The 25102-nt window shown below is 71.4% G+C and carries 24 protein-coding genes; 16 read left to right on the forward strand and 8 right to left on the reverse strand.

The features are described 5' to 3' along the window. The first annotated feature begins 91 nt into the window (after positions 1–91). Both ACIBLC_RS26320 and ACIBLC_RS26325 read left to right on the forward strand, forming a co-directional pair. Entirely contained in the window at positions 92–502 is a 411-nt protein-coding gene (locus tag ACIBLC_RS26320; RefSeq protein WP_399213645.1) for a RidA family protein, read from the forward strand. 165 nt (positions 503–667) lie between these two features. Beyond that, positions 668–1447, forward strand: coding sequence for a response regulator transcription factor (locus tag ACIBLC_RS26325; protein ID WP_399213646.1), 780 nt, complete (start codon positions 668–670; stop codon positions 1445–1447). Here ACIBLC_RS26325 and ACIBLC_RS26330 read toward each other — a convergent pair. The 3 genes from ACIBLC_RS26330 to ACIBLC_RS26340 all read right to left on the reverse strand — a co-directional run bounded on the left by ACIBLC_RS26330 (position 1348) and on the right by ACIBLC_RS26340 (position 5491). After that, a complete protein-coding gene (locus ACIBLC_RS26330) occupies positions 1348–3222 on the reverse strand; it encodes an ABC transporter ATP-binding protein (RefSeq protein WP_399213647.1) in 1875 nt (624 codons plus the stop codon). The genes ACIBLC_RS26325 and ACIBLC_RS26330 overlap by 100 nt on opposite strands. Positions 3223–3307: 85 nt before the next feature. Further along, entirely contained in the window at positions 3308–3433 is a 126-nt protein-coding gene (locus ACIBLC_RS26335) for a hypothetical protein (RefSeq protein ID WP_399213648.1), read from the reverse strand. Between the two features lie 255 nt (positions 3434–3688). Beyond that, positions 3689–5491 carry a bifunctional metallophosphatase/5'-nucleotidase gene (locus tag ACIBLC_RS26340; RefSeq protein ID WP_399213649.1) on the reverse strand — a complete coding sequence of 601 codons (1803 nt, stop codon included), beginning with the start codon at positions 5489–5491 and terminating at the stop codon, positions 3689–3691. Positions 5492–5671: 180 nt separating this feature from the next. Between ACIBLC_RS26340 and mshD the strand changes: the two genes are divergently transcribed. Next, a complete protein-coding gene (gene mshD / locus ACIBLC_RS26345; RefSeq protein ID WP_399213650.1) occupies positions 5672–6598 on the forward strand; it encodes a mycothiol synthase in 927 nt (308 codons plus the stop codon). Positions 6599–6744: 146 nt separating this feature from the next. On the opposite strand, the gene ACIBLC_RS26350 is transcribed toward mshD, so the two are convergent. Genes ACIBLC_RS26350 through ACIBLC_RS26370 form a run of 5 tightly spaced genes read right to left on the reverse strand, consistent with a single transcriptional unit; the run spans position 6745 to position 11476 of the window. Next, positions 6745–7557 (reverse strand): ABC transporter, encoded by an 813-nt coding sequence (locus tag ACIBLC_RS26350; protein ID WP_399213651.1) that lies wholly within the window; start codon positions 7555–7557, stop codon positions 6745–6747. Then, entirely contained in the window at positions 7548–9128 is a 1581-nt protein-coding gene (locus ACIBLC_RS26355) for an ABC transporter permease (protein ID WP_399213652.1), read from the reverse strand. Before ACIBLC_RS26355 ends, ACIBLC_RS26350 begins: the two co-directional genes overlap by 10 nt. Then, complete coding sequence (locus ACIBLC_RS26360) at positions 9125–10003, reverse strand: ABC transporter ATP-binding protein (protein ID WP_399213653.1); 879 nt, start codon at positions 10001–10003, stop codon at positions 9125–9127. The genes ACIBLC_RS26355 and ACIBLC_RS26360 overlap by 4 nt, the downstream gene beginning before the upstream one ends. Positions 10004–10058: 55 nt before the next feature. Continuing rightward, positions 10059–10913, reverse strand: a complete 855-nt coding sequence (locus ACIBLC_RS26365; RefSeq protein WP_399213699.1) for a zf-HC2 domain-containing protein — start codon at positions 10911–10913, stop codon at positions 10059–10061. An 11-nt stretch (positions 10914–10924) separates the two neighbouring features. After that, the gene (locus tag ACIBLC_RS26370) at positions 10925–11476 is read right to left on the reverse strand and encodes an RNA polymerase sigma factor (RefSeq protein ID WP_399213654.1); all 552 of its coding nucleotides are present in this window, start codon (positions 11474–11476) and stop codon (positions 10925–10927) included. A gap of 122 nt (positions 11477–11598) precedes the next feature. On the opposite strand from ACIBLC_RS26370, the gene ACIBLC_RS26375 reads away from it, so the two are divergent. The 13 genes from ACIBLC_RS26375 to ACIBLC_RS26435 all read left to right on the forward strand — a co-directional run bounded on the left by ACIBLC_RS26375 (position 11599) and on the right by ACIBLC_RS26435 (position 25035). Continuing rightward, on the forward strand, positions 11599–11988 hold the full coding sequence (locus tag ACIBLC_RS26375) for a GntR family transcriptional regulator (protein WP_399213655.1): 390 nt from the start codon (positions 11599–11601) through the stop codon (positions 11986–11988). Further along, a complete protein-coding gene (locus tag ACIBLC_RS26380) occupies positions 11985–12905 on the forward strand; it encodes an ABC transporter ATP-binding protein (RefSeq protein ID WP_399213656.1) in 921 nt (306 codons plus the stop codon). The genes ACIBLC_RS26375 and ACIBLC_RS26380 overlap by 4 nt, the downstream gene beginning before the upstream one ends. Beyond that, positions 12902–13888 carry an ABC transporter permease gene (locus ACIBLC_RS26385; RefSeq protein WP_399213657.1) on the forward strand — a complete coding sequence of 329 codons (987 nt, stop codon included), beginning with the start codon at positions 12902–12904 and terminating at the stop codon, positions 13886–13888. Before ACIBLC_RS26380 ends, ACIBLC_RS26385 begins: the two co-directional genes overlap by 4 nt. After that, on the forward strand, positions 13885–14889 hold the full coding sequence (locus ACIBLC_RS26390) for an ABC transporter permease (protein ID WP_399213658.1): 1005 nt from the start codon (positions 13885–13887) through the stop codon (positions 14887–14889). The genes ACIBLC_RS26385 and ACIBLC_RS26390 overlap by 4 nt, the downstream gene beginning before the upstream one ends. A 304-nt stretch (positions 14890–15193) precedes the next feature. Next, complete coding sequence (locus ACIBLC_RS26395) at positions 15194–17425, forward strand: RNA degradosome polyphosphate kinase (RefSeq protein WP_399213659.1); 2232 nt, start codon at positions 15194–15196, stop codon at positions 17423–17425. Continuing rightward, positions 17406–18449: a CHAD domain-containing protein gene (locus ACIBLC_RS26400; RefSeq protein ID WP_399213660.1), complete on the forward strand. Its 1044-nt coding sequence runs from the start codon at positions 17406–17408 to the stop codon at positions 18447–18449. The genes ACIBLC_RS26395 and ACIBLC_RS26400 overlap by 20 nt, the downstream gene beginning before the upstream one ends. Before the next feature lie 83 nt (positions 18450–18532). Continuing rightward, positions 18533–18967, forward strand: coding sequence for an NUDIX hydrolase (locus tag ACIBLC_RS26405; RefSeq protein ID WP_399213661.1), 435 nt, complete (start codon positions 18533–18535; stop codon positions 18965–18967). Between the two features lie 333 nt (positions 18968–19300). Continuing rightward, complete coding sequence (pstS, locus tag ACIBLC_RS26410) at positions 19301–20425, forward strand: phosphate ABC transporter substrate-binding protein PstS (RefSeq protein ID WP_399213662.1); 1125 nt, start codon at positions 19301–19303, stop codon at positions 20423–20425. 110 nt (positions 20426–20535) lie between these two features. Beyond that, positions 20536–21543 carry a phosphate ABC transporter permease subunit PstC gene (pstC, locus tag ACIBLC_RS26415; RefSeq protein ID WP_399213663.1) on the forward strand — a complete coding sequence of 336 codons (1008 nt, stop codon included), beginning with the start codon at positions 20536–20538 and terminating at the stop codon, positions 21541–21543. Then, the gene (gene pstA, locus ACIBLC_RS26420) at positions 21540–22598 is read left to right on the forward strand and encodes a phosphate ABC transporter permease PstA (RefSeq protein WP_399213664.1); all 1059 of its coding nucleotides are present in this window, start codon (positions 21540–21542) and stop codon (positions 22596–22598) included. Before pstC ends, pstA begins: the two co-directional genes overlap by 4 nt. A 52-nt stretch (positions 22599–22650) precedes the next feature. Further along, positions 22651–23427 (forward strand): phosphate ABC transporter ATP-binding protein PstB, encoded by a 777-nt coding sequence (gene pstB, locus ACIBLC_RS26425; protein ID WP_399213665.1) that lies wholly within the window; start codon positions 22651–22653, stop codon positions 23425–23427. Between the two features lie 413 nt (positions 23428–23840). Next, complete coding sequence (locus tag ACIBLC_RS26430) at positions 23841–24707, forward strand: hypothetical protein (RefSeq protein WP_399213666.1); 867 nt, start codon at positions 23841–23843, stop codon at positions 24705–24707. 124 nt (positions 24708–24831) lie between these two features. Further along, the gene (locus ACIBLC_RS26435) at positions 24832–25035 is read left to right on the forward strand and encodes a hypothetical protein (protein ID WP_399213667.1); all 204 of its coding nucleotides are present in this window, start codon (positions 24832–24834) and stop codon (positions 25033–25035) included. Positions 25036–25102: the final 67 nt, after the last annotated feature.

The raw sequence follows: 25102 nt of genomic DNA on the forward strand, positions 1-25102 counted from the left end.
GTGGGGGCGGCGGTAAAAGGGAAGGCGGGAGCCGCTGGGGTGCTGGCAGGATGTCCGCGCTCAGCACCCGAGGAGAAAGGCCCCCACCACCGTGGCTCGTGCCATTACGTTGATCCGCTCCGCCTCTCTGTCCGACGTCGCCGAGTACGCCTACGCGGCCACGGCGCCCGCCGAGTCACGCCTGATCTTCCTCGCCGGGTCATGTCCGCTGAACGATGACGGCTCCACGGCAGCGATCGGGGATTACGCGGGCCAGGCAGCGAAAGCGATCGAGAACATGCAGGTTGCTCTTACCGCCTCAGGTGCGTCGCTCCAGGACGTCATCAGCACACGGGTTCTCGTCGCATCGACCCGACGGGAGGACCTGGTGACCGCCTGGCAGGTGGTCCGGGACTCGTTTGCCGACCATGACGTCCCCAGCACCTTGATGGGCGTCACCGTGCTCGGTTACAACGACCAACTCGTTGAGATCGAGGCCGTCGCCGCCGTGCTCGATTCCTGAGACCTCTTCAGAACTCATCGACATCACCCGACCGTGGTTCTGGGCGCCTCCCAAACTCATCGACAGGTGACGTCACTACCGCTCGACAGAGCCGTCTCCCTCACCCGCAGCCTGCCCACACCCCTCTCCAAGCTCTCCCACAGCACCCCGTCACACGTTTGACGGATGGCGCGGAAGATCCTGCTGGCCGATGACGACGAGGCCGTACGAGAGGGGCTCGGCAGACTGCTCAGGTTCGAGGGGTACGAGACCCTCCTCGCCGGTGACGGCAGGGAGGCCCTCGACCTGGTCGCCGCCCCGGACGGCCTGCCCGACCTGGTGCTGATGGACGTCACCATGCCGGGCCTCGACGGGCTGGCCGCGACCCGGCGGATCAGGGCCTCCGGGTCCACCGTGCCCATCTTGATGATCACCGGCCGGGACGCCGTCGGCGACCGTGTCGTCGCCCTCGACAACGGCGCCGACGACTACCTGATGAAGCCCTTCGCAGCCGAAGAACTCCTCGCCCGCGTAAGGGCGTTGCTGCGCCGCAGCCCCGAGCGGAAGGCGGCTGCCCCGGGCCCCGGCGACCAACTCGCCCTCGCGGACGTCACGATGGACCTGCGTACCCGCACGGTGACCCGCGCCGGCCATCCGCTCGACCTCACCAAGACGGAGTTCGGCCTCCTCGAGTACCTGCTCCGGAACCCGGCCAGGGTTCTCAGCCGCGCCCGGATCCTCAAGGCGGTCTGGGGGTTCGACTTCGAGCCGGCGTCCAACACGCTGGACGTGTACGTGATGTACCTGCGCCGGAAGACGGAGAGCCGGGGCGGACCCCGGCTCATCCACACCGTGCGCGGGCTGGGCTACACGCTCCGGATACCGGAGGCGTCCTCGGACACGTGCGGCGCGCCCGTCACGCCGGACAGGCCGCCGGACAGGCCCGGCGCGTCCGGGATCAGGTAGCCGCCGAACTCCTTTGCCGGGCGGCCGAGTTCGAGGGTCGAGTCGCCCAGTCCCGGTGTCGCCAGGCGTGCGTACGCGCCGCCCCGCTCCATCAGTTCCTCGTGCGTGCCAGTCTCCACCAGCCGCCCGCCGTCCACGACGAGGATGCGGTCCGCGTCGGGGGCCAGGCTCAGATCGTGCGTGATCATGATGGTCGTACGGCCCGCCATCAGCCGGCGCAGCGGGCGTACCACCCGGCGCGCGGCGACCGAGTCGAGTCCGGTGGTGGGTTCGTCCAGGACGAGGACGGGCGCGCCGCGCAGCATGGCGCGGGCGATGGCCAGGCGCTGGAGCTGGCCGCCGGAGAGGGTGGCCGTGCCGGGGGCGAGGGCCGTGTCGTAACCGTCCGGAAGCGCCTGGATGAAGTCGTGCGCGAAGGCGTCGGCCGCGGCCCGCCGGATCTCCGCCTCGCTCGCTCCCGGGCGTCCGCACGCGATGTTCTCGCGGATCGTGCCGTTCAGTACGAGGGTTTCCTGGGGCAGCAGCGCGACGTTCTCGCGCAGGAACTCCAGGGGTACGTCGGTGAGCGGGACCCCGTCCAGGCAGATGACGCCCGAGGTGGGGTCGTAGAAGCGCGTGAGGAGTTTGGAGAGCGTCGATTTCCCGGCGCCGCTGGGGCCGGTGACGATGACGAGTTCGCCGGGCGCCGCGGTGAAGGTCACGTCGTGGAGGGATTCGCGCCCGGCGCCCGGGTAACGGAACGAGGTGCCGTGCAGGCTGACCCAGCCGCGTACGGGCCAGGTCCTTACCGGGTCGGCGGGGTCGGTGACGGCGGGTTCGGTGTCCAGGATCTCCGCCAGCCGCTCGGCGCCCGCCGTCGCGGCGGTGAGTGTCAGGCCGAGCTGTCCGAGGCTGCGGACCGGCGGATACAGGTAGCCGAGGAAGGCGGCGAAGGCGAGCAACTGGCCGAGGGACATGCGCCCTTGGGCGATCTCCCAGACACCCAGGCCGATCACCGCGAGCACGCACAGTGTCTCGACGACCTCGACGAACTGCTCGTACATCTCGCTCGCCCGCGCCCCGCGCACGCTGGCCCGCATCCAGGCCCTGGCCTCCGTGTCGAGCCGCTTCTCCTCGGCGCGGCGGCGGTTGTAGGCCTGGGTCAGCACGATGTTGCCGAGGGACTCCTCGACGACCGAGGTGATCGCGCCGTCGGCGGCGCGTTCCTCCTGCGAGGACGTCTTGACCCGGCCGGCGAAGCGGCGCGCGGCGACCAGGAAGAGGGGGGCGAGGAGGAAGGTGACGAGGGCGAGGTCCCAGCGGAGCCAGAGCGCGGCGGCGGCGTAGAAGAGGGCCGAGAAGGCGGCGGAGACGGTGCCGACGACGCCGGACACCACCATCTGCTCGATGGCCTCGACGTCTCCGGTGAGGCGTTCGACCAGGTCGCCGCGGCGGTGCTGCTGGAAGAAGTCGGGGGGCAGGTCCTGGACGTGGCGGAAGACACTCGCGCGCAGCCGCAGGACGAACCTCTCGGCGGTCCACACGGCGAGCGAGTTGCCCAGATAGCCGACGACCGCGCCGAGTACGGCGACGGTGAGCCAGGTGGCCGCGGGGCCCCAGAACTTGTCCAGCCTGCCGTCCTTGAGGGCGTGGTCGGTGAGCTCCGCGAAGAGCAGGATCGAGGCGGTCTCGGCGAGTGCGGCCACGATCACGCAGCAGATGATCAGCACCAGCCATTTACGGTCACCGCGCGTCAGCGGCCAGAACCGCGTGAACGCCTCCCGTACTTCCCGCATATCAACTCATCTCTCCTTTACGATCCGGAACACGGCCGAGGCGGGGTCACCGGAATTCTCCGGTGACCCCGCCTCGTAGCGGCTGCTAGCGGCCCTGCCGGCCCACCGGGCGCTTGGCGGCGGGCTTCTTCGCGGCCGCCTTCTTCGGCGCGGGCTTCGGGGCGGCCTTGTGGCTGTTCTTCTTGACCGGGGTGATCTTGTGGAAGCTCATGGGGTTCTCCCTTTTCCGCTGCGGGTTCGCAGTGCTGAATTCCTTTTGCCGTAAGCGCTGTTCGCTTTCGACATGGAAAACACTACGGGACGCCAAACCCCGGAATCGCCAATTTGCCTTAGACCTCAGTGAATTGCATCTGAAAAGAGTTCTCAGAACGGAATGGGAACCAACCGACCGCTCACACATAACTTATAAAAAAGTGGGGCCGATACGCATGCGCGTACCGGCCCCACTTTTCTTGATCGGGCAGTGCTACTTCACGATGGTGATCCGGTTCGCGGCCGGCACCGGATACGGCGTGGCGGCCGAGGAGTTGGCCGTCAGGTAGGCCTCCAGGGCGGCGAGGTCGTCGCTGCCGACCAGGACGTTGGTGCCCTGGCCCAGCGCGGCGAAGCCGTCGCCGCCGCCCGCGAGGAAGGAGTTCATCGCGACGCGGTAGGTGGCGGCGGGGTCGATGGCCGCGCCGTTGAGCCTGACCGAGTCCGCGGCCACGCGCGCGGCGCCGGTCTTCGTCAGGTCCAGCGTGTAGGTCAGACCCGCCGAGATCTGGAGGATCTTCGGGGAGGCCTCGTTCAGGCCGCTGACCTGCTGCTGGAGCGCGGTGATCACCTGGGCGCCGGTGAGGTCGACCAGGTTGACGGTGTTGGCGAACGGCTGGACCGTGTACGCCTCGCCGAAGGTCACCACCCCGTCGCCCTCACTGCCGCTCGCCGCATAGGTGAGCCCGGCGCGGATGCCGCCCGGGTTCATCACCGCGAGGTCGGCCCCCGGGTCGAGGGTCCTGGCGTGCGCGAGCTGCGCGTCGGCGATCAGGTCGCCGAGCGGGGACTCGGTGCCGGTGCTGGGGATCTCACCCGCGATGTAGCCGATGGGACGGGAGGCGATCGGGGCGGAGAGCGCCTTCCACCGGTCGATCAGGGCCGTCATGTCGGCGGCCTTCGCCACGTCACGCGTCACCACGTGGTTCGCGGACTTCACCGCCGTACGGGCGATGTCACCGGTCCAGCGGTCGTACGTCAGCGTGGTGTCCGTGTAGAGGCGGCCGAAGGAGGAGGCCGAGGTGACCGTGCGGGGCTTGCCCGCGGGGTCGTCGATCGTGCAGGCGTAGGCCTGGTGGGTGTGGCCGGTGACCAGCGCGTCGACGGCCGGGGTGACGTTCTTCGCGATGTCGACGATCGGCCCGGAGATGCCGTCACCGGCGCCGGGGCTGTCGCAGTCGTAGTTGTACGCCGTCGAGGCGGGCGTGCCGCCCTCGTGGATCAGCGCGACGATCGACTTCACACCCTGCCGCTGGAGTTCCTTGGCGTACTTGTTGATCGTCGCGACCTCGTCGCCGAACTTCAGGCCCTTGACGCCCTCGGCGGAGACGATGTTCGGCGTGCCTTCGAGGGTCACGCCGATGAAGCCGACCTTGACGCCGTTCTTCTTCCACACCCAGTAGGGCTTGAGGACCGGCTTGCCGGTCTTCTCCTTGGTGACGTTCGCCGCGAGGTAGGGGAAGTCGGCCCCCTCGAACTTCTCGCTGTCGTCGTAGCAGCCGTCCGTCGGGTGGCAGCCGCCGTTCTGGAGACGGGCCAGTTCCGTGGCGCCCTCGTCGAACTCGTGGTTGCCGACCGAGCTGACGTCCAGGTCGAGGCCGTTGAGCGCCTCGATGGTGGGCTCGTCGTGGAAAAGTCCCGAGATCAGCGGGGAGGCGCCGACCATGTCGCCGGCGGCGGCCGTGATCGAGTACTTGTTGCCCTTGCGGGCGTCGCGCAGGTGGGTGGCGAGGTACTCCACGCCGCCCGCGTCGATCGTCTTGGTGGTGCCGTCCGCCTGCACCTCGGTGACCCGGCCGGAGGAGCCGGACGGCGCCTCCAGGTTGCCGTGCAGGTCGTTGAAGGACAGCAGCTGTACGTCCTGGTAGCGGCCGCTGCCGGGCTTGTGGCCGTGGCCGCTGTCCCGGTCCTGGCCGGCGCTCGCGGGCAGGGCGGCGGCCAGGGCGCCGACGGTGGCGAGTCCGGCGGCGCCGGCGAGTATGCGGTAGGTACGTCTGTGCCGGGAAGTCGGCGACATGGGTTCCCCCCAGGGAGGTGAGGGCTCCGGGAGCCGGGTGGACTCCGGGAGCTGTGCGACAGCCGATGCTTTGCACGCACTTTAGAATCAACGCGCGTAGCGCAACAGGGGGTTCGTGGTTACGGGCAGGTTGCCGTTGCCTCTCGGTCCATCCGGGCGGCTCGCCGTACCCTCGTATCCATGACCAGCGACGACACCGCGAACCCCGGCCGTTCCCGCGCCATCGAGACCCTTTCCGCGCTCTCCCCGGCCCAGGCCGAGGACGTGCTCCGGCTGCTCGCGGAGGCCGCCGGCACCGACGGCCAGCAGGCGGTGTCCGAGCAGGGGCGCCTGTATCTGAAGGGCGGGGCCCGTCCCGGAGTTCGGCATCTGCTGCTGTCCCTCGGCGACGAGCTGATCGGGTACGCGCAGTTGGAGGACACCGACCCGGTGGAGGCTCCGGCCGCCGAGCTGGTCGTCCATCCGGCGCACCGCGGGCACGGGCACGGGCGGGCGCTGGGTGCTGGGCTGCTCGCCGAGTCCGGGAAGCGGCTGCGGGTCTGGGCGCACGGCGGGCACTCCGCCGCGCGGCATCTCGCGCAGGTCCTCGGGCTCGCCCTCTTCCGCGAACTGCGCCAGCTGCGGCGGCCGTTGACCGATCTCGACCTGCCCGAGCCGAAGCTGCCCGACGGGGTGCACGTGCGCGCGTTCGTGCCGGGGCGGGACGATGCCGCCTGGCTCGCCGTGAACGCCGAGGCCTTCGCACACCATCCCGAGCAGGGCTCCCTCACCCAGCGCGACCTGGACGACCGGATGGCCGAGCCGTGGTTCGACCCGTCCGGTTTCTTCCTCGCCTTCCGCGACGGCGAACTGATCGGCTTCCACTGGACGAAGGTGCACGCGCGGGAACAGCTCGGCGAGGTGTACGTCCTCGGGGTGCGCCCCGGCGCCCAGGGCGGCGGCCTGGGCAAAGCCCTCACCACGATCGGGCTCCGCCACCTGGCCGCCCAGTCCCTCCCGACAGCCATGCTCTACGTCGACGCCGACAACACCCCCGCCGTCACCGTCTACGAACGCCTCGGCTTCCACACCCACGAGACCGACCTGATGTACCGCACGGAGTCATAACGGCTCCGCCGGCGACCGCCGACGCCCCGCGCCGGGCCACCCGACGGGGGGGACGACGGCTCCTCTCCTCCGCCGCCTGACGACCAGGCGGTGGCCCCCCAACCCGTCGGCACCACCGCCCCGCCGTCGCCACCGCCCCGCCGGCCTCACCGCCACCCCGCGACCCGCAGCGCCCGTCGCCGCAAAGGCTCCGCCCAGGCCGCGCTTCCCACCAGCGCGGCCACGAGCAGGATCGCTGACCAGCGTTCATGGGCGGCGGGCCAGCGTGGGTCGTCCGGCGGCACGATCAGGGCCCAGCGGTCGGGGAGCAGGAGGGCGGCGGCCAGGCCACCGCCCAGCAGCCCGGCCGAGACCGCGATGCCGGGCTCGGCCGCGTCCGTGTACCGCACTGCCACGGACGCGCCCGCCAGGGCGAGTACGGCGACGGCGGCGGCCTCCAGGGTGACAGCGCCCAGGGGCGGCCGGGCGTCGCGCGGCACGAGAAGCAGCGCGGCCGTCCACCAGAGCGCGGCGATCGGGACGGCGAGCGCCACCCGCAGCCCGGCCCGCACCGGGCGCCGGGTCGGCACCGCCGAGGTGGTGTGCCGGGCCGGGTCGTCCAGGAGGAAGGCCAGGCCCAGTCCGAAGGCGAGCGCGGCGGCCCGCAGAACGTCGAGGCCGGGCCAGTCGTCCCGGGAGACCGACAGGAACCACGGGGCGCCGGCCGTCACCGGCCCCAGAACCGCACCGGCCGCGAGCGCCCGCCGGGGCAGGCTGCGCCATACAGGGCGGACAAGGGCGCGGACCACGGCGTACGTCCGCCCCCACGAGGGTCCCCCGGTACCGGAAGCCCCGGACGCCGAACCCGTACCGGGCACCCCGGACGCCGAACCCGTACCGGGCACCGAACCAGTACCGGGCACCGAGCCCGTACCGCGCACCCGGGACAGCGCGCCCGCGCCGAGGGCGACTACTCGCACGAGTCGTCCTCCGTCGCGCCGCCCGATCCCCCGGGCGCCGCCGGGACTCCCAGCATGTCGGCCACCTGGGCCGTGGACGTCTCGGGGGAGGTCAGTTCCGTCCAGTGGGACTTGACCCTGGGGATGACGCTGTAGCGGGGCCGCTGGAGCAACTCCCTTACGATTCGGGTCTGTTCGGCGCTCAGCATGACCCCGTTCGTGGGGGCGAGGGAGAGCGAGGCACCCACGACGTCGTCGTCGAGCCGTACGTCGCGGAACGCGGTCATCGGGTCGGACTCGGCGCCGAGCGCCAGCCACATGACGGTGACCGCGCGGGCATCCCCGGTGCACCACTCGCCGGCAGCCGCCTCACTGCCGGCGACCAGCACCGAGGCGACCCCGACGGCGAACTCGGGGACCCGGTTGCCGCCCCAGCGGGTGCCGACGGTCACCGTGCCCGGCGTGGTCGACGGGTCGAGCGCGGCGTCGCCGCTCGGGCCGTAGCGGGCGTCGACCCGCTGCCGTACGGTCAGCCGCTCGCCCCCGGCGGCGCCGCCCGCGAGGGACTGGACACGGTCGACGACCGGGGCCCAGTCAAGGGCGGCGCGGGCGTCCCACTCGGGGTAGGCGCAGTACGTAGACCTGCCGTAGTCGTGGCACGCCTGCACCTTCTCCGGGCTGACGGACGCCTTCGTACGGGCGGCGATCAGGGCGGCCGAGTCACCCGGGGACTGCCCGGCGACACCCGCGACCGTGGCGAGGAGGGTAACGGCGGTGGCCGCCTGGACGATCCGGTGACGACCGCCGCTGACGAGGACCGCGACACACACCAGCACCCCGACGAGCCCCGCCAGATACAGCGCGTGCCAGGCGGCCGGCCGGCCGAGGAGCTCGGAGGGGAACGGGTGGGCGCCCGTCTCGCTGACGACCGGCGACAGCCACTGCAGCCAGTGCGAGCCCTCTGCGCCCGAAGACACGAAGGTGGGGACGGTGACGATGCCGACGACGAAGAGCGGGGCCGCGAACCCGGAGCGGAACAGCCGGGCGAGCAGCACGCCGAGGACACCGGCCAGGAGCACGGCCAGCGGGCCCACGGCCAGTTCGGCGGGCGAGGGGTGACCGATCACGCCCTGCTTCCGCGCGGCCCAGCCGACCTGGAAGGCGACGACCAGCGCGGTGATCACCGCGTACGGCACGACGGACAGCGCGTGCGCCACCGTGCGCCGCCACGGCTCCATCACCAGGACGTCGAAGTGCCGGTCGGTACCGCGCCGTTGGGAGCGCAGCACGGTCCGGTTGACGCAGATGAGCAGGGCGACGCCGAGGAGCAGCGGGGCGGACTGGGTGGCCCGGTCGACGTCCTGGAGGACCGGGAACTCGTCCATGCCCTCACGGCCGTTGAACAGGTTCCAGCCGGTGAAGCCGAGGTAGAGCAGGAGGAAGGCGAACACCGGTATGTGGAGGAGGAGTTGGCGCGCCTCGAAGCGGGCGAGGTCGAGCACGGCCGCGGTCCTGCGCCGCTCGGCCGCCCGCGGAGCCGGCTCCACCCCCGTGGGCGCCGTCTCCCTGACCAGTCCGGTCGTGCCGCTCATGCGGCCGCCTCCGTGTTCTCGCCGCGGTCGCCGCGCTCGCCGTCGAGGGTGAGCAAGTAGCCGTCCTCCAGGGTCGGTTCGAGGAGTTCGGCGCCCTGGGGCGGGTCGCCGACGTTGCGGAAGGAGCCGGTGCCCGTGCGCCAGCCGGCGCGCGCGGCCGGGTCGCGTTCCGTGCTGCTCCACACCCGGCCCGCCGCCCGCGCGGTCAGTTCGGCCGGGGCGCCCTCGAAGCGGACGCGCCCGCGGGCCATGACGATCACGCGGTGGCAGAGCATCGCGACGTCCTCGGTCTGGTGGGTGGACAGCAGCACCGTCCGCCCCTCTCCCGCCTCGGCGATCAGCTCCCGGAAGCGCATGCGCTGTTCGGGGTCGAGCCCGACGGTCGGTTCGTCCAGGACGAGGAAACCGGGGTCGCCGACGAGCGCGGCGGCCAGCGCGACCCGCTGGCGCATACCGCCGGAGAGCTTCTTGATGCGCCGGCTCCGTACGTCGGCCAGGTCGACGGCGTCGAGCACGCGGCGCACTTCGCGGTGCCGGGCGGCGCGGTCGGTGAGTTCCTTCAGGATCGCCACGTAGTCGACGAACTCGAAGGCGGAGAAGTCCTCGTGGAAGCCCGGGGTCTGCGGCAGATAGCCCAGCTCGCGGCGCAGCTCCAGGCGTCCGGCCGCGTCGGCCGGGTCGTGCCCGAGCACCGTGAAGGCCCCCCGGTCGGCGGGCACGGCGGTGGCGAGCACCCTCAACAGGGTGGTCTTTCCGGCCCCGTTGGGCCCGAGCAGCCCGGTGACCCCCTCGCCCAGGCGCAGCGAGACGTCGTCGAGGGCGAAGGTTCCGCCGTAGCGGAGGGTCAGCCCGGAGGCGGAGACGGTGGGCGTCATACGTACGGCGCTCCTGTCGGATCGGAGAGGGAGGAGGAACGGGAAGGGGAGGAGGTCACCGGGCGCCCCCTCCGGGGTGCGGGGCATGCGCGGGCGCCGAGTCGAACCGGTCCCGCAGGAGGTGGAGCAGCCCGATGGCGAGCGCGGCGACCGCACCCGCGGCGGTCTGGCCGGCCGCCGTGAACGGCGCGAGCGCCGCCTGTCCGGCGGTCGTGGCCTGCGCCGCCAGCAGCAGCGCGATCCACGCGCCGCCGACCAGGGAGGGCGCGAGGACGGGACCGAGGCGGGGTGTCAGGGCGAGCCCGGTCCCGGTGAGGGCGAGCGCGGGCAGCAGCCAGGCCAGCGCGCGCAGCCCGTAGGAGGGCAGTGCGAGGGTGGCGAGCCCGTTCAGGCCGAGGCCGACGGTGAGCACGGCGAAGGTACGGATCTGGAGCAGCCGGAAGCCGTGCGTCGGTGAGACGACGGCCATCTCGTACGTCGGGTCGAGCGCGGGCCCGTACGACAGGGCGACCCCGGCGAGCGGGAGCAGCGGAGCGAGGGCCAGGAACAGTTTGGGGGTGGCCCCGGCCTCCACCGAGTGGGTGGCGGCCACGGTCATCAGGAGCACGGCGGTGACCGCGAACAGCCAGGAGCGGCGCAGCACCGGGGTGGCCGCGAGCAGCCGCGCGGTGTGGTCGGCGACGCCGGCCCGTACGAGCAGCGACTCGGCCAACCCCGGGCGCGGCGCGTCCAGTTCGGCGTCGAGGCGCTCCCAGCCGGCGTCCAGCGCGACCGGGTCGCTCACGGCCGCCAGCGCCTGTCGGCACCGCGCGCAGGCGGCGAGGTGGGTGTCGGCGGACCAGAGCCGGGGCGCCGTCAGCTCGCCCTGTGTGTAGGCACGGAGGTCGTCCTCCGGCACGTGCCAGGTCATCTCGCTACGGCTCATGCCAGTGCCTCCCGCAACTGCTTGCGCGCACGCAGTGCCCGCGTCTTGACCGTGCCCGCCGGAATGCCGAGCAGGACGGCCGCTTCCCGGGTGGTGAGCCCGTCGATCACCGTGGCCTGGAGCACCGCGCGCAGTTCGGGCGAGAGCCGGGTCAGGGCTCCCGCCAGGTCGCCGTGCTCGACGCCGGCCAGGACGCGTTCCTCGGCGGAGTCCTCGTCCCGGTGCCGCAGGCGGGACAGCGCCTGCCGCAGCCGCCCGCGCGCGCCGTCGCCGCGCAGGGTGTCGATGAGCCGCCGGGAGCCGATGCGCCACAGCCAGCCGGCCGCGTCTCCGGGGGAGCCCTCCTCGCGGTAGCGGGCGGTGCCGCGCCACACGGCGAGGAACGTCTCCTGGACGACGTCGTCGACGACCCCGGCGTCGGCGCACCGGCCGCGCAGCCGCGCGGTCAGCCACGGCGCGTACCGCCGGTACAGCTCCTCGAAGGCGCGCCGGTCACCGTCCGCCGCGATGGCCCGCAGCAGTTCCCCGTCGCTTCTCGTTTCCCTCACGCTCCCTCATCGGACGAGCCCCCTCGATCGGTTCACGCCCGCCGGAAGATCTCGCACTTGACTTCGCACACCCTCATGGACCACCCTTTCACTAGTTAACTAGTGAAAGGGTGGTCCCCGCGGTGGTGGAGTACCGCATCGACCGGCGCAACGGCGTCGCCACGTACGTCCAGATCGTCCAGCAGACGAAGCAGGCGCTGCGCCTGGGCCTGCTCGAGCCGGGCGACAAACTCCCCACGGCCCGCGAGGTCGTGGAGGCCACCGCGATCAATCCGAACACCGTCCTCAAGGCCTACCGCGAACTGGAGCGCGAGGGCCTGGTCGAGGCCAGACGCGGCGTCGGAACCTTCGTACGCAAGTCACTGGGCAGCGCCCCGGCCGACTCGCCCCTGAGCGCCGAACTGGACGCGTGGGCAGCACGTGCCCGCGAGGCCGGGCTCCAGCGCGACGACGTGGCAGCGCTCTTCACCGCCGTACTCGACGAACAGTTCACCAAGGGAGACCAGGAATGACGGACACCGCCTTGGAGGCGGCCGGACTCGGCAAGAGGTTCGGGCGGCGGGGGAACTGGGCGCTGCGCGAGTGCGCCTTCCGGCTCCCCGTGGGGCGCGTCTGTGCCGTCGTGGGACCGAACGGCGCGGGCAAGTCGACCCTGCTGGCCCACGCCGCCGGACTGCTCGCGCCCACCGAGGGCTCGCTGACCGTGCTCGGCACGCATCCGGCCGCCGCCCGCGAGCGCGTCGCCTACGTCGCGCAGAGCAAGCCGCTCTACCCGCAGCTCACCGTCGCCGAGACGCTCCGCCTGGGCCAGGAGCTCAACCCGGCCCGCTGGGACGCCTCGGTCGCCGAACGGGCCGTGGCCAGGGGCGACCTCGACCCGAGGAGCCGCATCCGCTCCCTCTCCGGCGGCCAGCGCACCCGCGTCGCACTCGCCCTCGCGCTCGGCAAGCGGCCCGAACTGCTGCTCCTGGACGAGCCGATGGCCGACCTGGACCCGCTGGCCCGCCACGAGCTGATGGGCACCCTGATGGCCGAGGCCGCGCAGCACGGCACCACCGTCGTGATGTCCTCGCACGTGGTCGCCGACCTGGAGGGCTCCTGCGACCACCTGCTCCTGATAGGCGGCGGCCGGGTCCGGCTGGCGGGCGACCTGGACGACCTGCTCGACGCGCACACCCTGCTGACCGGCGCGGCGCTCTCCCCGGACACCGGCGCCGCCCGGGACCTCGCCCCGCACACGGTCGTCGAGTCCCGCACCACCGGACGGCAGCTCACCGCGCTCGTACGCCCGAGCGGCCCGCTCGCGGAGGATCTGCGGGGCACCCGGCCGTCCCTGGAGGAGCTGGTCCTCGCGCATCTGCGCAGCCCCGAGGTGCCCGCGCTGTCCCTGAACGCCACCCGCACCCCCGCTCAGGAGCACGCCGTATGAGCACCGTCCCCGCCTTCCCCATGACCCGGGTGATGCTGCGGCTGCACCGCCCCGCCCTGTACGTCTGGGCCGGCCTGCTCGTCGTCGCCGGAGGCCTGCTGCTGTGGCTCTACGGCCCGCTCACGGACGCGGCGGCCTCCGCGTGGCGGCAGTGGAACGGCTGCGGCATGAACGCCTGCGTCTACGACCAGGACGCGATCCTCACCTACAAGTCGCTCGCGCAGTACATGAGCATCGCGGTGAGCCTCGTCCCCTTCCTCGTCGCCGCCTGGGCCGGTGCCTCACTGACGGGCCGGGAGATGGAGACCGGCACGGCGCAGCTCGCCTGGACCCAGTCGATCTCCCCGGCCCGCTGGCTGACCGCCAAGCTCGCCGTCCCGGCCGCGCTCGTCACCGCAGGGACGAGCGTGCTGGTCCTGCTGCACAACCTGGTGTGGTCCAAGGGGCGCGGAAAGATCGACACCGCCAAGCCTTGGACCGACCTCCTCACCTTCCACGCCAACGGCCCGACCACGGTCGCCCTCGCCCTGTTCGGCCTGGTCGCCGGCGCCCTCGCCGGACTGGTGCTGCGCCGCTCCCTGGCCGCGCTCGTCGTCTCGCTCGTGGCGACGGGAGCCGTCTGGGCAGCCATCGGCCTGGCGCGCCCCCGTCTCTGGCCCACGGTGACGACCGTCACCGGCCTCACCCACGACGGCCCCAGGAGCCTGGGCCTCACCGTCGACGAAGGCCTCCTCACCTCCACCGGCGCCCGTATCGCCGACCCGTTCTGCGGCAGCAGCCGTGTCCCCGAGTGCCGCGACCTGTACGACCGCCTCGGCGCCGTCGGCTACTACACCGACTCCCACCCCTTCTCCCACTTCTGGCCCCTCCAGCTCACCTCGACCGCCATCGTGCTGGCCCTCACCGCCCTCGCGGCCCTGTCCGCCTTCCGCCTGCTGAAGCGCCACACCGGCGCCCTCACCACACCCAAGGAGCGCGGATGACCTCGGCCACCGCCACGCGCCCACCCGCCCCGCGGCGCTCCCCGCTCGCCCCGCGCGGCACGGTCTGGACGGCACTGCGGGTGCACGGCACCGCGCTGTGGATCTGGGCGGCACTGGTCACGGTGACCGCGGCGGGCCTGCTGTGGGCGTACGGCCTCGGCGCGGACGGCGTACGGGAGTGGAACCGCGCGGCGGCCGCGTGTCTCCTGGAACCGACGTGCGTGGACTCGGCGCTCGACGGACCGGCGTACGGCCTCTACGACGTGGTCGCCTCGCTCACCGCCTCCGCCATCGTCTACCTGCCCTGCCTCGTCGCCGCCTGGGCGGGCGCCACCCTCGTCGCCCGCGACCTGGAGAACGGCACGGCCGCCCTCGCCTGGACACAGTCCGTCACCCCCGTGCGCTGGCTGGCCGCGCAGCTCGCGGTCCCGGCCGCGCTGGTCACCGCGGGCACGACCCTGCTGGTGCTCCTGCACCGCCTGATGTGGACCGACGGCCGGGAGCTCCTCGGCCAGGAGTGGCACGAGTCGGACGTCTACCGCTCCAACGGCACGGTCACGATCGCCGCCGCCCTGTGCGCCCTCGCGGTGGGCGCGCTGGCGGGCATGCTGCTGCGCCGCGCGCTGCCCGCGCTGGGCCTGGCCGTCGCCGTCACCCTGGCCCTGCTGGTCCTCGAAGACCTCTGCCGGGACAGCATGTGGCCGGCGGTGACCGTCACCGGCACCGCGGCCTCCCGCCTCCCGGACAGCGCGGAACTGCTGGAGCGGGGCGTGGTCCTCACCTCGGGCGAGCGGGTCGCCGACAGCCCGGCCTGCGTCGACGGCACCGGCGCCGGCCTCAGGAGGTGCATGAGCGAGCACGGCATCTCCGACCTCTACGCCGCCTACCACCCCTCCTCACACTTCTGGCCCCTCCAGCTCACGGAAACCGCCGTCCTCCTCGCCATCGCCGCCCTCGCCGTCTTCCTGACCTTCCGGACCCTGAAGCGGCGTACCGCCTGACAAGCGGCGTACGGCCTGACAAGCACCGAATGGACGTGTTCTCCCGGGCCCGCGGACGTCCGGGAGACGCCCCTCCATATCCCGCACGTCATGTCCTCGTAACCATCGATTCAGACGACCTTGCGACGCTCGACCAATGAACCCCGCCGTGCCAGAGCCTTCGCCTCCCGAGGGGAGCGAGCCGCTGCCTCCGACGGCGGACGAGCCCGGCCCGGCCCCGCTGAACGGGAACATCCGCCTCGCTTCGCTGTCGCCCGCGCTCTCCGACGCGCCGGTATCGCCCCCGGCGCGGAAGAATGGGTCCATGAACCACCCCAGCGCCCAGGCCCCGGTCCAGCACGCTCAGCCCTCTGTCGGCTCCATAGCCGCGCACCGCCCGCACACGGTGGCGGCGAACGTCTCCGACCTCGAACCCGACCTCGACGCCGACCTCGACGAGTACGAGGACATGGTCGAGGACGGCATCCAGCTGCCCCAGGGCCGGTTCCTGGACCGGGAGCGGAGCTGGCTGGCGTTCAACGAACGGGTCCTGGAGCTCGCCGAGGATCCGAACACGCCCCTCCTGGAGCGCGCCAACTTCCTGGCGATCTTCGCCAGCAACCTGGACGAGTTCTTCATGGTCCGGGTGGCGGGACTGAAGCGCCGTATCGCGACCGGAGTGGCCACCAAGTCCGCCTCGGGCCTCCAGCCCCGCGAGGTCCTGGAGATGATCTGGGCCCGCTCGCGCGAGCTCATGGCCCGGCACGCGGCCTGCTACCAGGAGGACGTGGCCCCCGCGCTCGCCGAGCAGGGCGTCCACCTGGTCCGCTGGAGCGAGCTGACGGAGAAGGAACAGGCCCGCCTGTTCACCCTGTTCCGGCACCAGATCTTCCCGGTCCTCACCCCCCTCGCGGTCGACCCCGCGCACCCCTTCCCGTACATCTCGGGCCTGTCCCTGAACCTGGCCGTCGTCGTACGGAACCCGGTCAGCGGGCACCGCCACTTCGCGCGCGTCAAGGTCCCGCCGCTGCTCTCCCGCTTCCTGGAGGCCGCCCCGAACCGCTACGTCCCCATCGAGGACGTCATAGCGGCCCACCTGGAAGAGCTGTTCCCGGGCATGGAGGTCCTGGAGCACCACACGTTCCGCCTCACCCGGAACGAGGACCTGGAGGTCGAGGAGGACGACGCCGAGAACCTGCTCCAGGCCCTGGAGAAGGAGCTCATGCGGCGCCGCTTCGGACCGCCGGTGCGCCTGGAGGTCGAGGAGTCCATCGACCGGTACGTCCTGGACCTGCTGGTCCGGGAGCTGAAGATCTCCGAGGCCGAGGTGTACCCGCTGCCGGGTCCGCTGGACCTCACGGGCCTCTTCGGCATCGGCGGCCTCGACCGGCCCGAGCTGAAGTACCCGAAGTTCATCGCGGGCACCCACCGTGACCTCGCCGAGGTCGAGTCGGCGTCCGCGCCCGACATCTTCGCGGCGCTCCGGGAACGGGACGTACTGCTCCACCACCCGTACGACTCCTTCTCCACCTCCGTCCAGGCCTTCCTGGAGCAGGCGGCGAGCGACCCGGACGTGCTGGCCATCAAGCAGACGCTGTACCGGACCTCGGGCGACTCGCCGATCGTCGACGCGCTGATAGACGCGGCCGAGTCCGGCAAGCAGGTCCTCGTCCTGGTCGAGATCAAGGCCCGCTTCGACGAGCAGGCCAACATCAAGTGGGCCAGGAAGCTCGAGGAGGCCGGCTGCCATGTCGTGTACGGGCTCGTCGGCCTGAAGACCCACTGCAAGCTGTCGCTGGTGGTACGCCAGGAGGGCGACACCCTCCGCCGCTACTGCCACGTCGGCACGGGCAACTACCACCCCAAGACCGCCCGCCTGTACGAGGACCTGGGCCTGCTCACCGCCGACCCGCAGGTCGGCGCGGACCTCTCCGACCTCTTCAACCGGCTCTCCGGCTACTCGCGCCGCGAGACCTACCGCCGACTGCTCGTCGCCCCCAAGTCCCTGCGCGACGGCCTGATCGCGCGGATCAACAAGGAAGTCCAGCACCACGAGGCCGGACGCCCCGCGTTCGTCCGCATCAAGGTCAACTCGATGGTGGACGAGGCGGTCATCGACTCGCTGTACCGCGCCTCGCAGGCCGGTGTACCGGTCGACATCTGGGTACGCGGCATCTGTGCGGTCCGGCCCGGCGTCACGGGCCTGTCCGAGAACATACGGGTCCGCTCGATCCTCGGCCGCTTCCTGGAACACTCCCGGGTCTTCGCCTTCGGCAACGGCGGCGAACCCGAGATCTGGCTCGGCAGCGCCGACATGATGCACCGCAACCTCGACCGCCGCATCGAGGCCCTGGTGAGGATCACCGACCCGGCCCACCGGGCAGCCCTCAACCGGCTGTTCGAGACCGGTATGTCCGACACCACCGCTTCCTGGCACCTGGGCCCGGACGGCGAATGGACCCGGCACGCGACCGATGCCGAGGGCCAGCCCCTGCGGAACGTCCAGGAGATGCTCATAGACGCCCGGAGGCGCCGGCGTGGCACAGCAACACCTTGACCCCACCGACCCCTCGGCCCGGACCATGTCCGTAGCCGGGGACGCTCTCGCGGACTACCTGCGGGCCCAGGCGACGGAGTTCCTCCGCTCACTGCGCCAGCACCGCGAGACCGGCGGCGCGTCGAACGGCTCGGACGAGTCGGTCGACGCGGCCCGCGCCCTGCGCCGCTCGGCCCGCCGGATCAGCGGCTCGCTGCACACCTTCCGGCCGCTGCTCGACGCCGACTGGTCGGAGCGCATGCGCCCCGAACTGGCCTGGCTGTCGGGCACCCTGGCGCGCGAGCACGCCTACTCGGCCCGCCTCGAGCGGCTGCTCGGCGCCCTGAACCGGCTGTCGGGACCGAGCTCAACGGCCGGCCTCCCCGCACAGGCGGGACCGCAGGCAAGCGCGGCTCCCAAGGGCACGCTAACCATCGGCGCGGCGAAAGCCGGCGCCCTGCTCGACCGCCAGCTCACCCTGGCCCGCACCCGCGCGCACTCGGCCGCCCTCCAGGCACTGGGCTCCTCCCGTTTCCACGCCGTCGCGGACAGCGTCGCCGTCCTGGCCAGCGAGGTCCCGCTGACCGCGACGGCCACCACCACCGACCTGCGCCCCCCGGCCGCCGCCGCGGAGGGCCGGCTGCACGACGCCGTCGGCACCCTGCCGCTGCTCACCGCGAGCCACCCCTACAACGCGGAGGCCCTCGTGCACGGCCTCTCCGCCGACACCGCGCCGCAGCCGCAGGACGCCCCCTGGCACCAGGTCCGTCTGCTGCTGCGCCTGCACCGCTACGCCCGCGAGGTCCTGCACGGCCCGGAGTGCCCGGTCGACGTACGCCTGCTCGGTGCCGGCCAGGCCCTCAACCAGCACCGGGACGCCGCGGAGGCCGCCTCGGCCGCCGCGTCCGCGGCCCGCACCCCGCGCATCGCCCCGGCGACGGCGTACGCGCTCGGCGTGCTGCACGCCGACCAGCGGCACGAGGTGGAGGCGGCACGGTTCGCCTTCCAGCAGAGCTGGCAGAAGGAGCCCGTGCGCACCCCGTAAATCCGTACGCGCCGCATCCGTAAGGCCCGTACACACGCCACACACCCCGCGAGGGGACCCGCACGGACGAACCGGAGGTCCGCATGACAACGACCGACGACGACACCATCCAGGCGGCCGGCTGCGTCCTGTGGCGCCACTCCCCCGCCCGCGTCTCCGGCGAACTGGAGATCTGCCTGGTCCACCGGCCGAAATACGACGACTGGTCGCACCCCAAGGGCAAGCTCAAGCGCGGCGAGGAACACCTCGCGGCCGCGCTGCGCGAGGTGGAGGAGGAGAGCGGCTTCCGCTGTGTGCCCGGCACCCGCCTGCCCTCCGTCCTCTATTACGCGAACGGCCGCCGCAAGGAGGTCAGCTACTGGGCCGCGAAGGCGGCGGACGGCCGGTTCACCCCCAACCGCGAGGTCGACCGCATCGCCTGGCTGTCCCCGGACGCGGCACGCACCCGCCTCACCCAGCCCCGGGACCGTGATCTGGTGGACGCTCTGCTGAGCGCGCTGCACCTCGCCCGGCACTGACGGATTCTCACGCTGCGTCGACCACCTTCCACGCGGCGCGCGGGTGACCCGAGGCGGCGGCGCAACATGTGCGCCCCCGTTTGGTTACGTAGGGTTTCCCCAGAGGTTCCCAGAACCGGGGTCTCTCCGTGTCCTCGACGTAAGCGTTCCGTGACCTCACCGCACCGACCGCAGGGGTTCACCCTCCGTTCACTTTTGGCCATCGGCGCCTTCACCTGATCTGCCTAATTTCGGCCTTACACGGTGCGAGGCGACCTGACGGATGTCTCCTCCGCACCACACAGACTTCGCACGCCGCCACCAGACGGCGGCTCCTGGAAGGAACTCCCGACTGTGAAGCTTCAGCAGCGCATGAACCGGCGGGCCCTCACCCTCGGTGCTCTCGCCGTCTCCGGCGCACTGGCCCTCACGGCGTGCGGCTCCGACGACACCGGCACCACCGGCAGCGCATCGAGCTCGACGTCCTCCGACAGCGCCATCAAGTGTGACGACGCCAAGGGCCAGCTGCTCGCCGACGGCTCGTCCGCGCAGAAGAACGCGATCGACGCCTGGGTCAAGCAGTTCAGCTCCGCCTGTGGCGTTCAGATCAACTACAAGGGCGGCGGCTCCGGCGCCGGCGTCACCGCGTTCACGCAGGGCACGGTCGCCTTCGCCGGCTCCGACTCCGCGCTGAAGCCCGAGGAGATCACCGCCTCCAAGGCCGTCTGCACCGGCGGCCAGGCCGTCGACCTCCCGATGGTCGGTGGCCCGATCGCGGTCGGTTACAACGTCCCGGGTGTCGACAAGCTGGTCCTGGACGCCGAGACCATCGCGAAGATCTTCGACAGCAAGATCACCAACTGGAACGACGCCGCGATCAAGGCGCTGAACCCCGACGCCACGCTGCCCGACCTCAAGATCCAGGCGTTCCACCGCTCGGACGAGTCCGGCACCACGGACAACTTCACCAAGTACCTGATCGCCGCGACGCCCGACAACTGGAAGTACGAGGGCGGCAAGGCCTGGCAGGCCAAGGGCGGCCAGTCCGCGAGCGGCTCCAGCGGTGTCGCCGCCCAGGTCAAGCAGACCTCGGGCGCCATCAGCTACATGGAGCTGTCGTACGCCAAGGACGGCATCGCCGCCGCCTCCCTGGACACGGGTGCCGCGGCTCCGGTCGAGGCCACCGTCGACAACGCCACCAAGGCCATCGCCGACGCCAAGGTCGTCGGCACGGGCTCGGACCTCGCGCTCCAGCTGAACTACACCACCAAGGCCGACGGCGCCTACCCGATCACCCTCGTCACCTACGAGATCGTCTGCGACAAGGGCAACAAGGCCGAGACGCTGCCCGCCACGAAGGCGTTCCTGACCTACATCGCCAGCGAGGACGGCCAGGCGCTCCTCGCCGACGCCGGCTACGCGCCGATCCCGGCCGACATCATCTCCAAGGTCCGCACCACCATCGCGGCCCTCAGCTAAACCCCGACGGTCCGGTCCGGCCCCGCCACCCGGGGCCGGACCGCGCCGCGTCCGGTGCACCGCCGCCAGGAGCCCCACATCTCGTGCGACTCCGCAGACCGGAGAACCTGATGGATATATCGACTAAGAACACCGAAGCCCCTCCCCCAATCCCCGAGCCCTCCGAGACCGAGCAGAAGCGCGCGAGCCGCGGCGCCACCCGACCGGGTGACCGGATCTTCCTCGGCCTCTCCCGCGGCTCGGGCATCCTGCTGCTGGTGATCATGGCCGCCATCGCGGTCTTCCTCACCTGGCGCGCCGTCCTTGCGATCAGCAAGGACGAGAGCAACTTCCTCACCACGTTCGAGTGGAACCCCACCGCGATCCCGCCGGACTTCGGCATCGCCGTCCTGGCCTTCGGCACGGTGGTCTCCTCGATCATCGCCATGGTCATCGCGGTACCGATCGCGGTCGCCATCGCGCTGTTCCTCACGCACTACGCCCCGCGCAGGCTCGGCGGCCCCATCTCGTACGTCATCGACCTGCTCGCCGCCGTGCCGTCCATCGTGTACGGCCTGTGGGGCGCCCTCGTCCTCGTCCCGCACATGAACGGCCTCTTCGGCTGGCTCGACAGCTACTTCGGCTGGACCGGCATCTTCGAGTGGCAGGGCGGCGCCCCGCGCTCGATGCTCACCGTCGGCATCCTGCTCGCGATCATGATCCTGCCGGTCGTCACGAACGTGAGCCGCGAGGTCTTCCGGCAGTCCCCGCAGATGATCGAGGAGGCGGCTCTCGCCCTCGGCGCCACCCGCTGGGAGGTCATCCGCATGTCGGTGATCCCCTTCGGCCGCTCCGGCGTGATCTCCGCCTCGATGCTGGGCCTCGGCCGCGCGCTGGGCGAGACGATGGCCGTCGCCACGGTCCTCTCGCCGACCTTCGAGATCCAGGCCAGCCTGCTCGACCCGGGCGGCGGCACCTTCGCCCAGAACATCGCCAGCAAGTTCGGCGAGGCCTCCGAGCAGGGCCGTGACGCGCTCATCGCCTCCGGTCTGGTCCTCTTCGTCATCACCCTGCTGGTCAACGGCGCGGCCCGCGCGATCATCGCCCGGCGCAAGGAGTACTCGGGGGCCAACGCATGAGCCACACCCTGAACACGAAGCGTCCCAGCACCCTCCAGGGCGCGACGCTCCCGAAGTGGACCCCGTACGCGATCGCCGCGAGCTCGGTCCTCCTCGGCATCGGCATCAGCTTCGCCGCCGGCCTGGACAGCAGTGTCCAGTGGGGCCTGATGGCCGCGATCTTCTTCATCGTCGGGACGTACGGCATCGCCGCGCGCGTCGAGGGCCGCCGGCAGGCCAAGGACCGGGTGGCCACCAGCCTGGTCTGGGTCGCGTTCATCATCGCCGTCGTGCCGCTGGTCTCCCTGGTCTGGACGACCATCTCGCGGGGCGTCAAGGTCCTCGACGTCTACTTCCTCAGCCACTCGATGGGAGTCGTCGCCGACACCGAGCCGGGCGGCGGTATCTACGCCGCCATCATCGGCAGCCTGGAGCAGGTCGGCCTCGCCACGCTGATGGCCGTGCCGATCGGTGTCCTCACCGCGGTCTACCTCGTGGAGTACGGGCGCGGCAACCTCTCCCGGGCCATCACGTTCTTCGTCGACGTCATGACCGGCATCCCGTCGATCGTCGCCGGTCTGTTCATCCTGAGCATCATGCTGATCTTCGACATGCAGCCCTTCGGCTTCGCCGGCTCGCTCGCCCTGGCGATCCTGATGATGCCGGTCGTCGTCCGCTCCACCGAGGAGATGCTCAAGCTCGTACCGAACGAGCTGCGCGAGGCGTCCCTCGCGCTGGGTATCCCGAAGTGGCGCACCATCCTCAAGGTGGTCCTGCCGACCTCTCTCGGCGGCATCATCACCGGCATCATGCTGTCGGTCGCCCGCATCGCCGGCGAGACCGCACCGGTGCTGCTGCTGGTGTTCGGCAACCCCTTCATCAACAACAACCCGTTCGAGGGCGCGCAGGCGTCGCTGCCGCTGTACATCTACCAGCAGTACGCGAACAGCGCGGGTTCGGGCGCGGCGTACGACCGTGCCTGGGCGGCGTCGCTCACCCTGATCGCCTTCATCATGATCCTCAACCTGGCGGCTCGCGGCATCGCCCGCTGGAAGGCCCCCAAGACAGGTCGCTGACGCGGCCATCTCAGCGACCGGCGTCTCCCCCTCGAAAGAAGCAGTGATTGAAATGGCCAAGCGAATCGACGTAAGCGGACTGACCGCTTACTACAGCGCCCACAAGGCGATCGAAGACATCTCCATGACGGTCGAACCCCGCTCCGTGACGGCCTTCATCGGCCCCTCCGGCTGCGGCAAGTCGACCTTCCTGCGCACCCTCAACCGCATGCACGAGGTCACCCCCGGCGGCCGCGTCGAGGGCAAGGTGCTCCTGGACGAGGAGGACTTGTACGGGCAGGGCATCGACCCCGTCGCCGTGCGCCGCACGATCGGCATGGTCTTCCAGCGCCCCAACCCCTTCCCCACCATGTCGATCTTCGACAACGTGGCGGCGGGTCTGAAGCTCAACGGCTCCTACAAGAAGTCCGAGCTGAACGACGTCGTGGAGAAGTCCCTCAAGGGCGCCAACCTCTGGAACGAGGTCAAGGACCGCCTGAACAAGCCCGGTTCGGGCCTGTCCGGCGGTCAGCAGCAGCGGCTGTGCATCGCGCGGGCGATCGCGGTGGAGCCGCAGGTGCTCCTCATGGACGAGCCGTGCTCGGCCCTCGACCCGATCTCCACCCTCGCGATCGAGGACCTGATCGGCGAGCTGAAGGAGCGCTTCACGATCGTCATCGTGACGCACAACATGCAGCAGGCCGCCCGCGTCTCCGACCGCACCGCGTTCTTCAACCTCTCGGCGGTCGGTCAGCCCGGCAGGCTCATCGAGATCGACGACACGGAGCGCATCTTCTCCAACCCGTCGGTCCAGGCCACCGAGGACTACATCTCGGGCCGTTTCGGCTGAGCCGACGCCTCCGAAACCCCTCGCGGTGCTGCATGGCGGTGCCACCGTGAGGACGAGAAGGGCCCGCCCCCGGCTCCCGGGGGCGGGCCCGCTCGTCTTCTCACCGTGTTCCTGCCGCGGTCCCTACCCCTGGCCGTGTTCCTGCGCGTCCGTGCGGGCCATGCTCCGGGCTCTTCGCGCCGGGCCGCGCCAGCCGCAGGTGCAGCGGGCCATACAGAATCGGCCCTGTTCGACCGTTGTCGTCTGATGTCCCTGGGTCTGGGCCGTCTCGTCCTGCTGTGCCACGTTGACAACGTTACCCAAGGCAAGTGAACGGTGCGCGTACGCGTGACAAGCACCACGACACGTCGTTAAGCGGAGCGACGGGGAGGGCCGAGGGCCCCGGTTCCGGAGCGGCTGGGGGTCGGCGGGCGATGGTGGCACAGGTGGTGTCGCGGGTGGCGGACGACGGACGGGCCGGCCGACTGGCCGCCGCGGCCGCGACGACCGGACTCCTGGTCTGTGTATGCGTCACCGGATGCTCGGGCGGCGCCGGTCTCACCGAGGACGCCCGCGCCGCCGCCGGCGAGGAGAGCGTCGAGGTGCTTCACCAGGCCGCCGCCACCCTGCGCCGGGCGGGCAGCGCGAAAGCCCGTACGTCCATGGAGATGGCCACCGGCGGGACCAGGGTCACCATCCGGGGCGAGGGCGTGTACGACTTCGAGCTGCGCCGGGGCCGCCTGAAGGTGATGCTGCCGCAGGACCCCGCGGGCGCCGACGAGCACCGGCCCATCACCGAACTCCTCGCTCCGGGCGCCCTGTTCATGAAGAACCGCGGCGCCGGTGTCCCCGCCGACAAGTGGGTCCGCGTCGACACGGCCGCCCTCTCCGACGGGAACCTGGTGACGGGCGGCGCCACCGACCCGTCCGCGGCGGCCGAGCTGTTGCGCGGGGCGCGGACGGCGTCGTACGTCGGCAGGACCGAGCTCGCCGGCACTCCGGTGCGGCACTACCGCGGTACGGCCGACCTCCACGTCGCCGCGAGGAGCGCGTCGAAGGACAACAGGGACGCGCTGAGGGCCGCGGCGAAGGGGTTCGCCACCGCGCGGGTGCCGTTCGACGCCTACCTGGACGAGGAGGGACGGCTGCGCAAGGTCCGGCACAGCTTCAGCTTCGTCAACGACCGGCGGAAGGGCACGGTCGCCGTCGCCTCGACGACCTTGCTGTACGACTTCGGGGTCGCCGTCGACGTACGGCTGCCGGAGTCCGCGGACATTTTCGCCGGAAAGATCGCCGAATAGGCACGGGCGGCAGGGGCAGGGGCGGGCGTAGGAGGAGTTGGGGGCCGGAAATGGCCCTTCCGTGCCATGCGCGGTGTGTAGGCCGCTACCTACTCTAGGAAGTCGGTGACGGCAGGAAGAGGTGATGTACGTGGCTCCGGTCGGCGGTACGGCAGTTCAGGACCACGTGGCCCTCGCCGAGATCGAGCTGTGCGGAGACCTGATCATCGCGGCCTCGGCCGCCCACGAGGACCGGCTCAGTCTCGAGAGCATCGACGAGGTGCTGAAGGTGGCGGACGCGCGCACCCATGAGCGCGAGCGTCAGCAGGCGCGGGCCATGAATCTGTAGTCAGTTCCGGCCAGTCGGGTATAGCCCGGCCCCCCGGGCCACACCGACACTTTCCCGCCACCGCGGC

It is taken from the genome of Streptomyces sp. NPDC050535 (genome assembly GCF_044457665.1).
GTDB lineage: Bacteria > Actinomycetota > Actinomycetes > Streptomycetales > Streptomycetaceae > Streptomyces.

What these genes read in the sequence shown, in the direction of transcription:
- ACIBLC_RS26325 (WP_399213646.1), top strand. Translation starts at nt 668, where the DNA reads ATGGCGCGGAAGATCCTGCTGGCCGATGACGACGAGGCCGTACGAGAG.
- ACIBLC_RS26330 (WP_399213647.1), bottom strand. Translation starts at nt 3,222, where the DNA reads ATGCGGGAAGTACGGGAGGCGTTCACGCGGTTCTGGCCGCTGACGCGC.
- ACIBLC_RS26335 (WP_399213648.1), bottom strand. Translation starts at nt 3,433, where the DNA reads ATGAGCTTCCACAAGATCACCCCGGTCAAGAAGAACAGCCACAAGGCC.
- ACIBLC_RS26340 (WP_399213649.1), bottom strand. Translation starts at nt 5,491, where the DNA reads ATGTCGCCGACTTCCCGGCACAGACGTACCTACCGCATACTCGCCGGC.
- mshD (WP_399213650.1), top strand. Translation starts at nt 5,672, where the DNA reads ATGACCAGCGACGACACCGCGAACCCCGGCCGTTCCCGCGCCATCGAG.
- ACIBLC_RS26355 (WP_399213652.1), bottom strand. Translation starts at nt 9,128, where the DNA reads ATGAGCGGCACGACCGGACTGGTCAGGGAGACGGCGCCCACGGGGGTG.
- ACIBLC_RS26360 (WP_399213653.1), bottom strand. Translation starts at nt 10,003, where the DNA reads ATGACGCCCACCGTCTCCGCCTCCGGGCTGACCCTCCGCTACGGCGGA.
- ACIBLC_RS26365 (WP_399213699.1), bottom strand. Translation starts at nt 10,913, where the DNA reads ATGACCTGGCACGTGCCGGAGGACGACCTCCGTGCCTACACACAGGGC.
- ACIBLC_RS26380 (WP_399213656.1), top strand. Translation starts at nt 11,985, where the DNA reads ATGACGGACACCGCCTTGGAGGCGGCCGGACTCGGCAAGAGGTTCGGG.
- ACIBLC_RS26385 (WP_399213657.1), top strand. Translation starts at nt 12,902, where the DNA reads ATGAGCACCGTCCCCGCCTTCCCCATGACCCGGGTGATGCTGCGGCTG.
- ACIBLC_RS26390 (WP_399213658.1), top strand. Translation starts at nt 13,885, where the DNA reads ATGACCTCGGCCACCGCCACGCGCCCACCCGCCCCGCGGCGCTCCCCG.
- ACIBLC_RS26395 (WP_399213659.1), top strand. Translation starts at nt 15,194, where the DNA reads ATGAACCACCCCAGCGCCCAGGCCCCGGTCCAGCACGCTCAGCCCTCT.
- ACIBLC_RS26405 (WP_399213661.1), top strand. Translation starts at nt 18,533, where the DNA reads ATGACAACGACCGACGACGACACCATCCAGGCGGCCGGCTGCGTCCTG.
- pstC (WP_399213663.1), top strand. Translation starts at nt 20,536, where the DNA reads ATGGATATATCGACTAAGAACACCGAAGCCCCTCCCCCAATCCCCGAG.
- pstA (WP_399213664.1), top strand. Translation starts at nt 21,540, where the DNA reads ATGAGCCACACCCTGAACACGAAGCGTCCCAGCACCCTCCAGGGCGCG.
- pstB (WP_399213665.1), top strand. Translation starts at nt 22,651, where the DNA reads ATGGCCAAGCGAATCGACGTAAGCGGACTGACCGCTTACTACAGCGCC.
- ACIBLC_RS26430 (WP_399213666.1), top strand. Translation starts at nt 23,841, where the DNA reads ATGGTGGCACAGGTGGTGTCGCGGGTGGCGGACGACGGACGGGCCGGC.
- ACIBLC_RS26435 (WP_399213667.1), top strand. Translation starts at nt 24,832, where the DNA reads ATGTACGTGGCTCCGGTCGGCGGTACGGCAGTTCAGGACCACGTGGCC.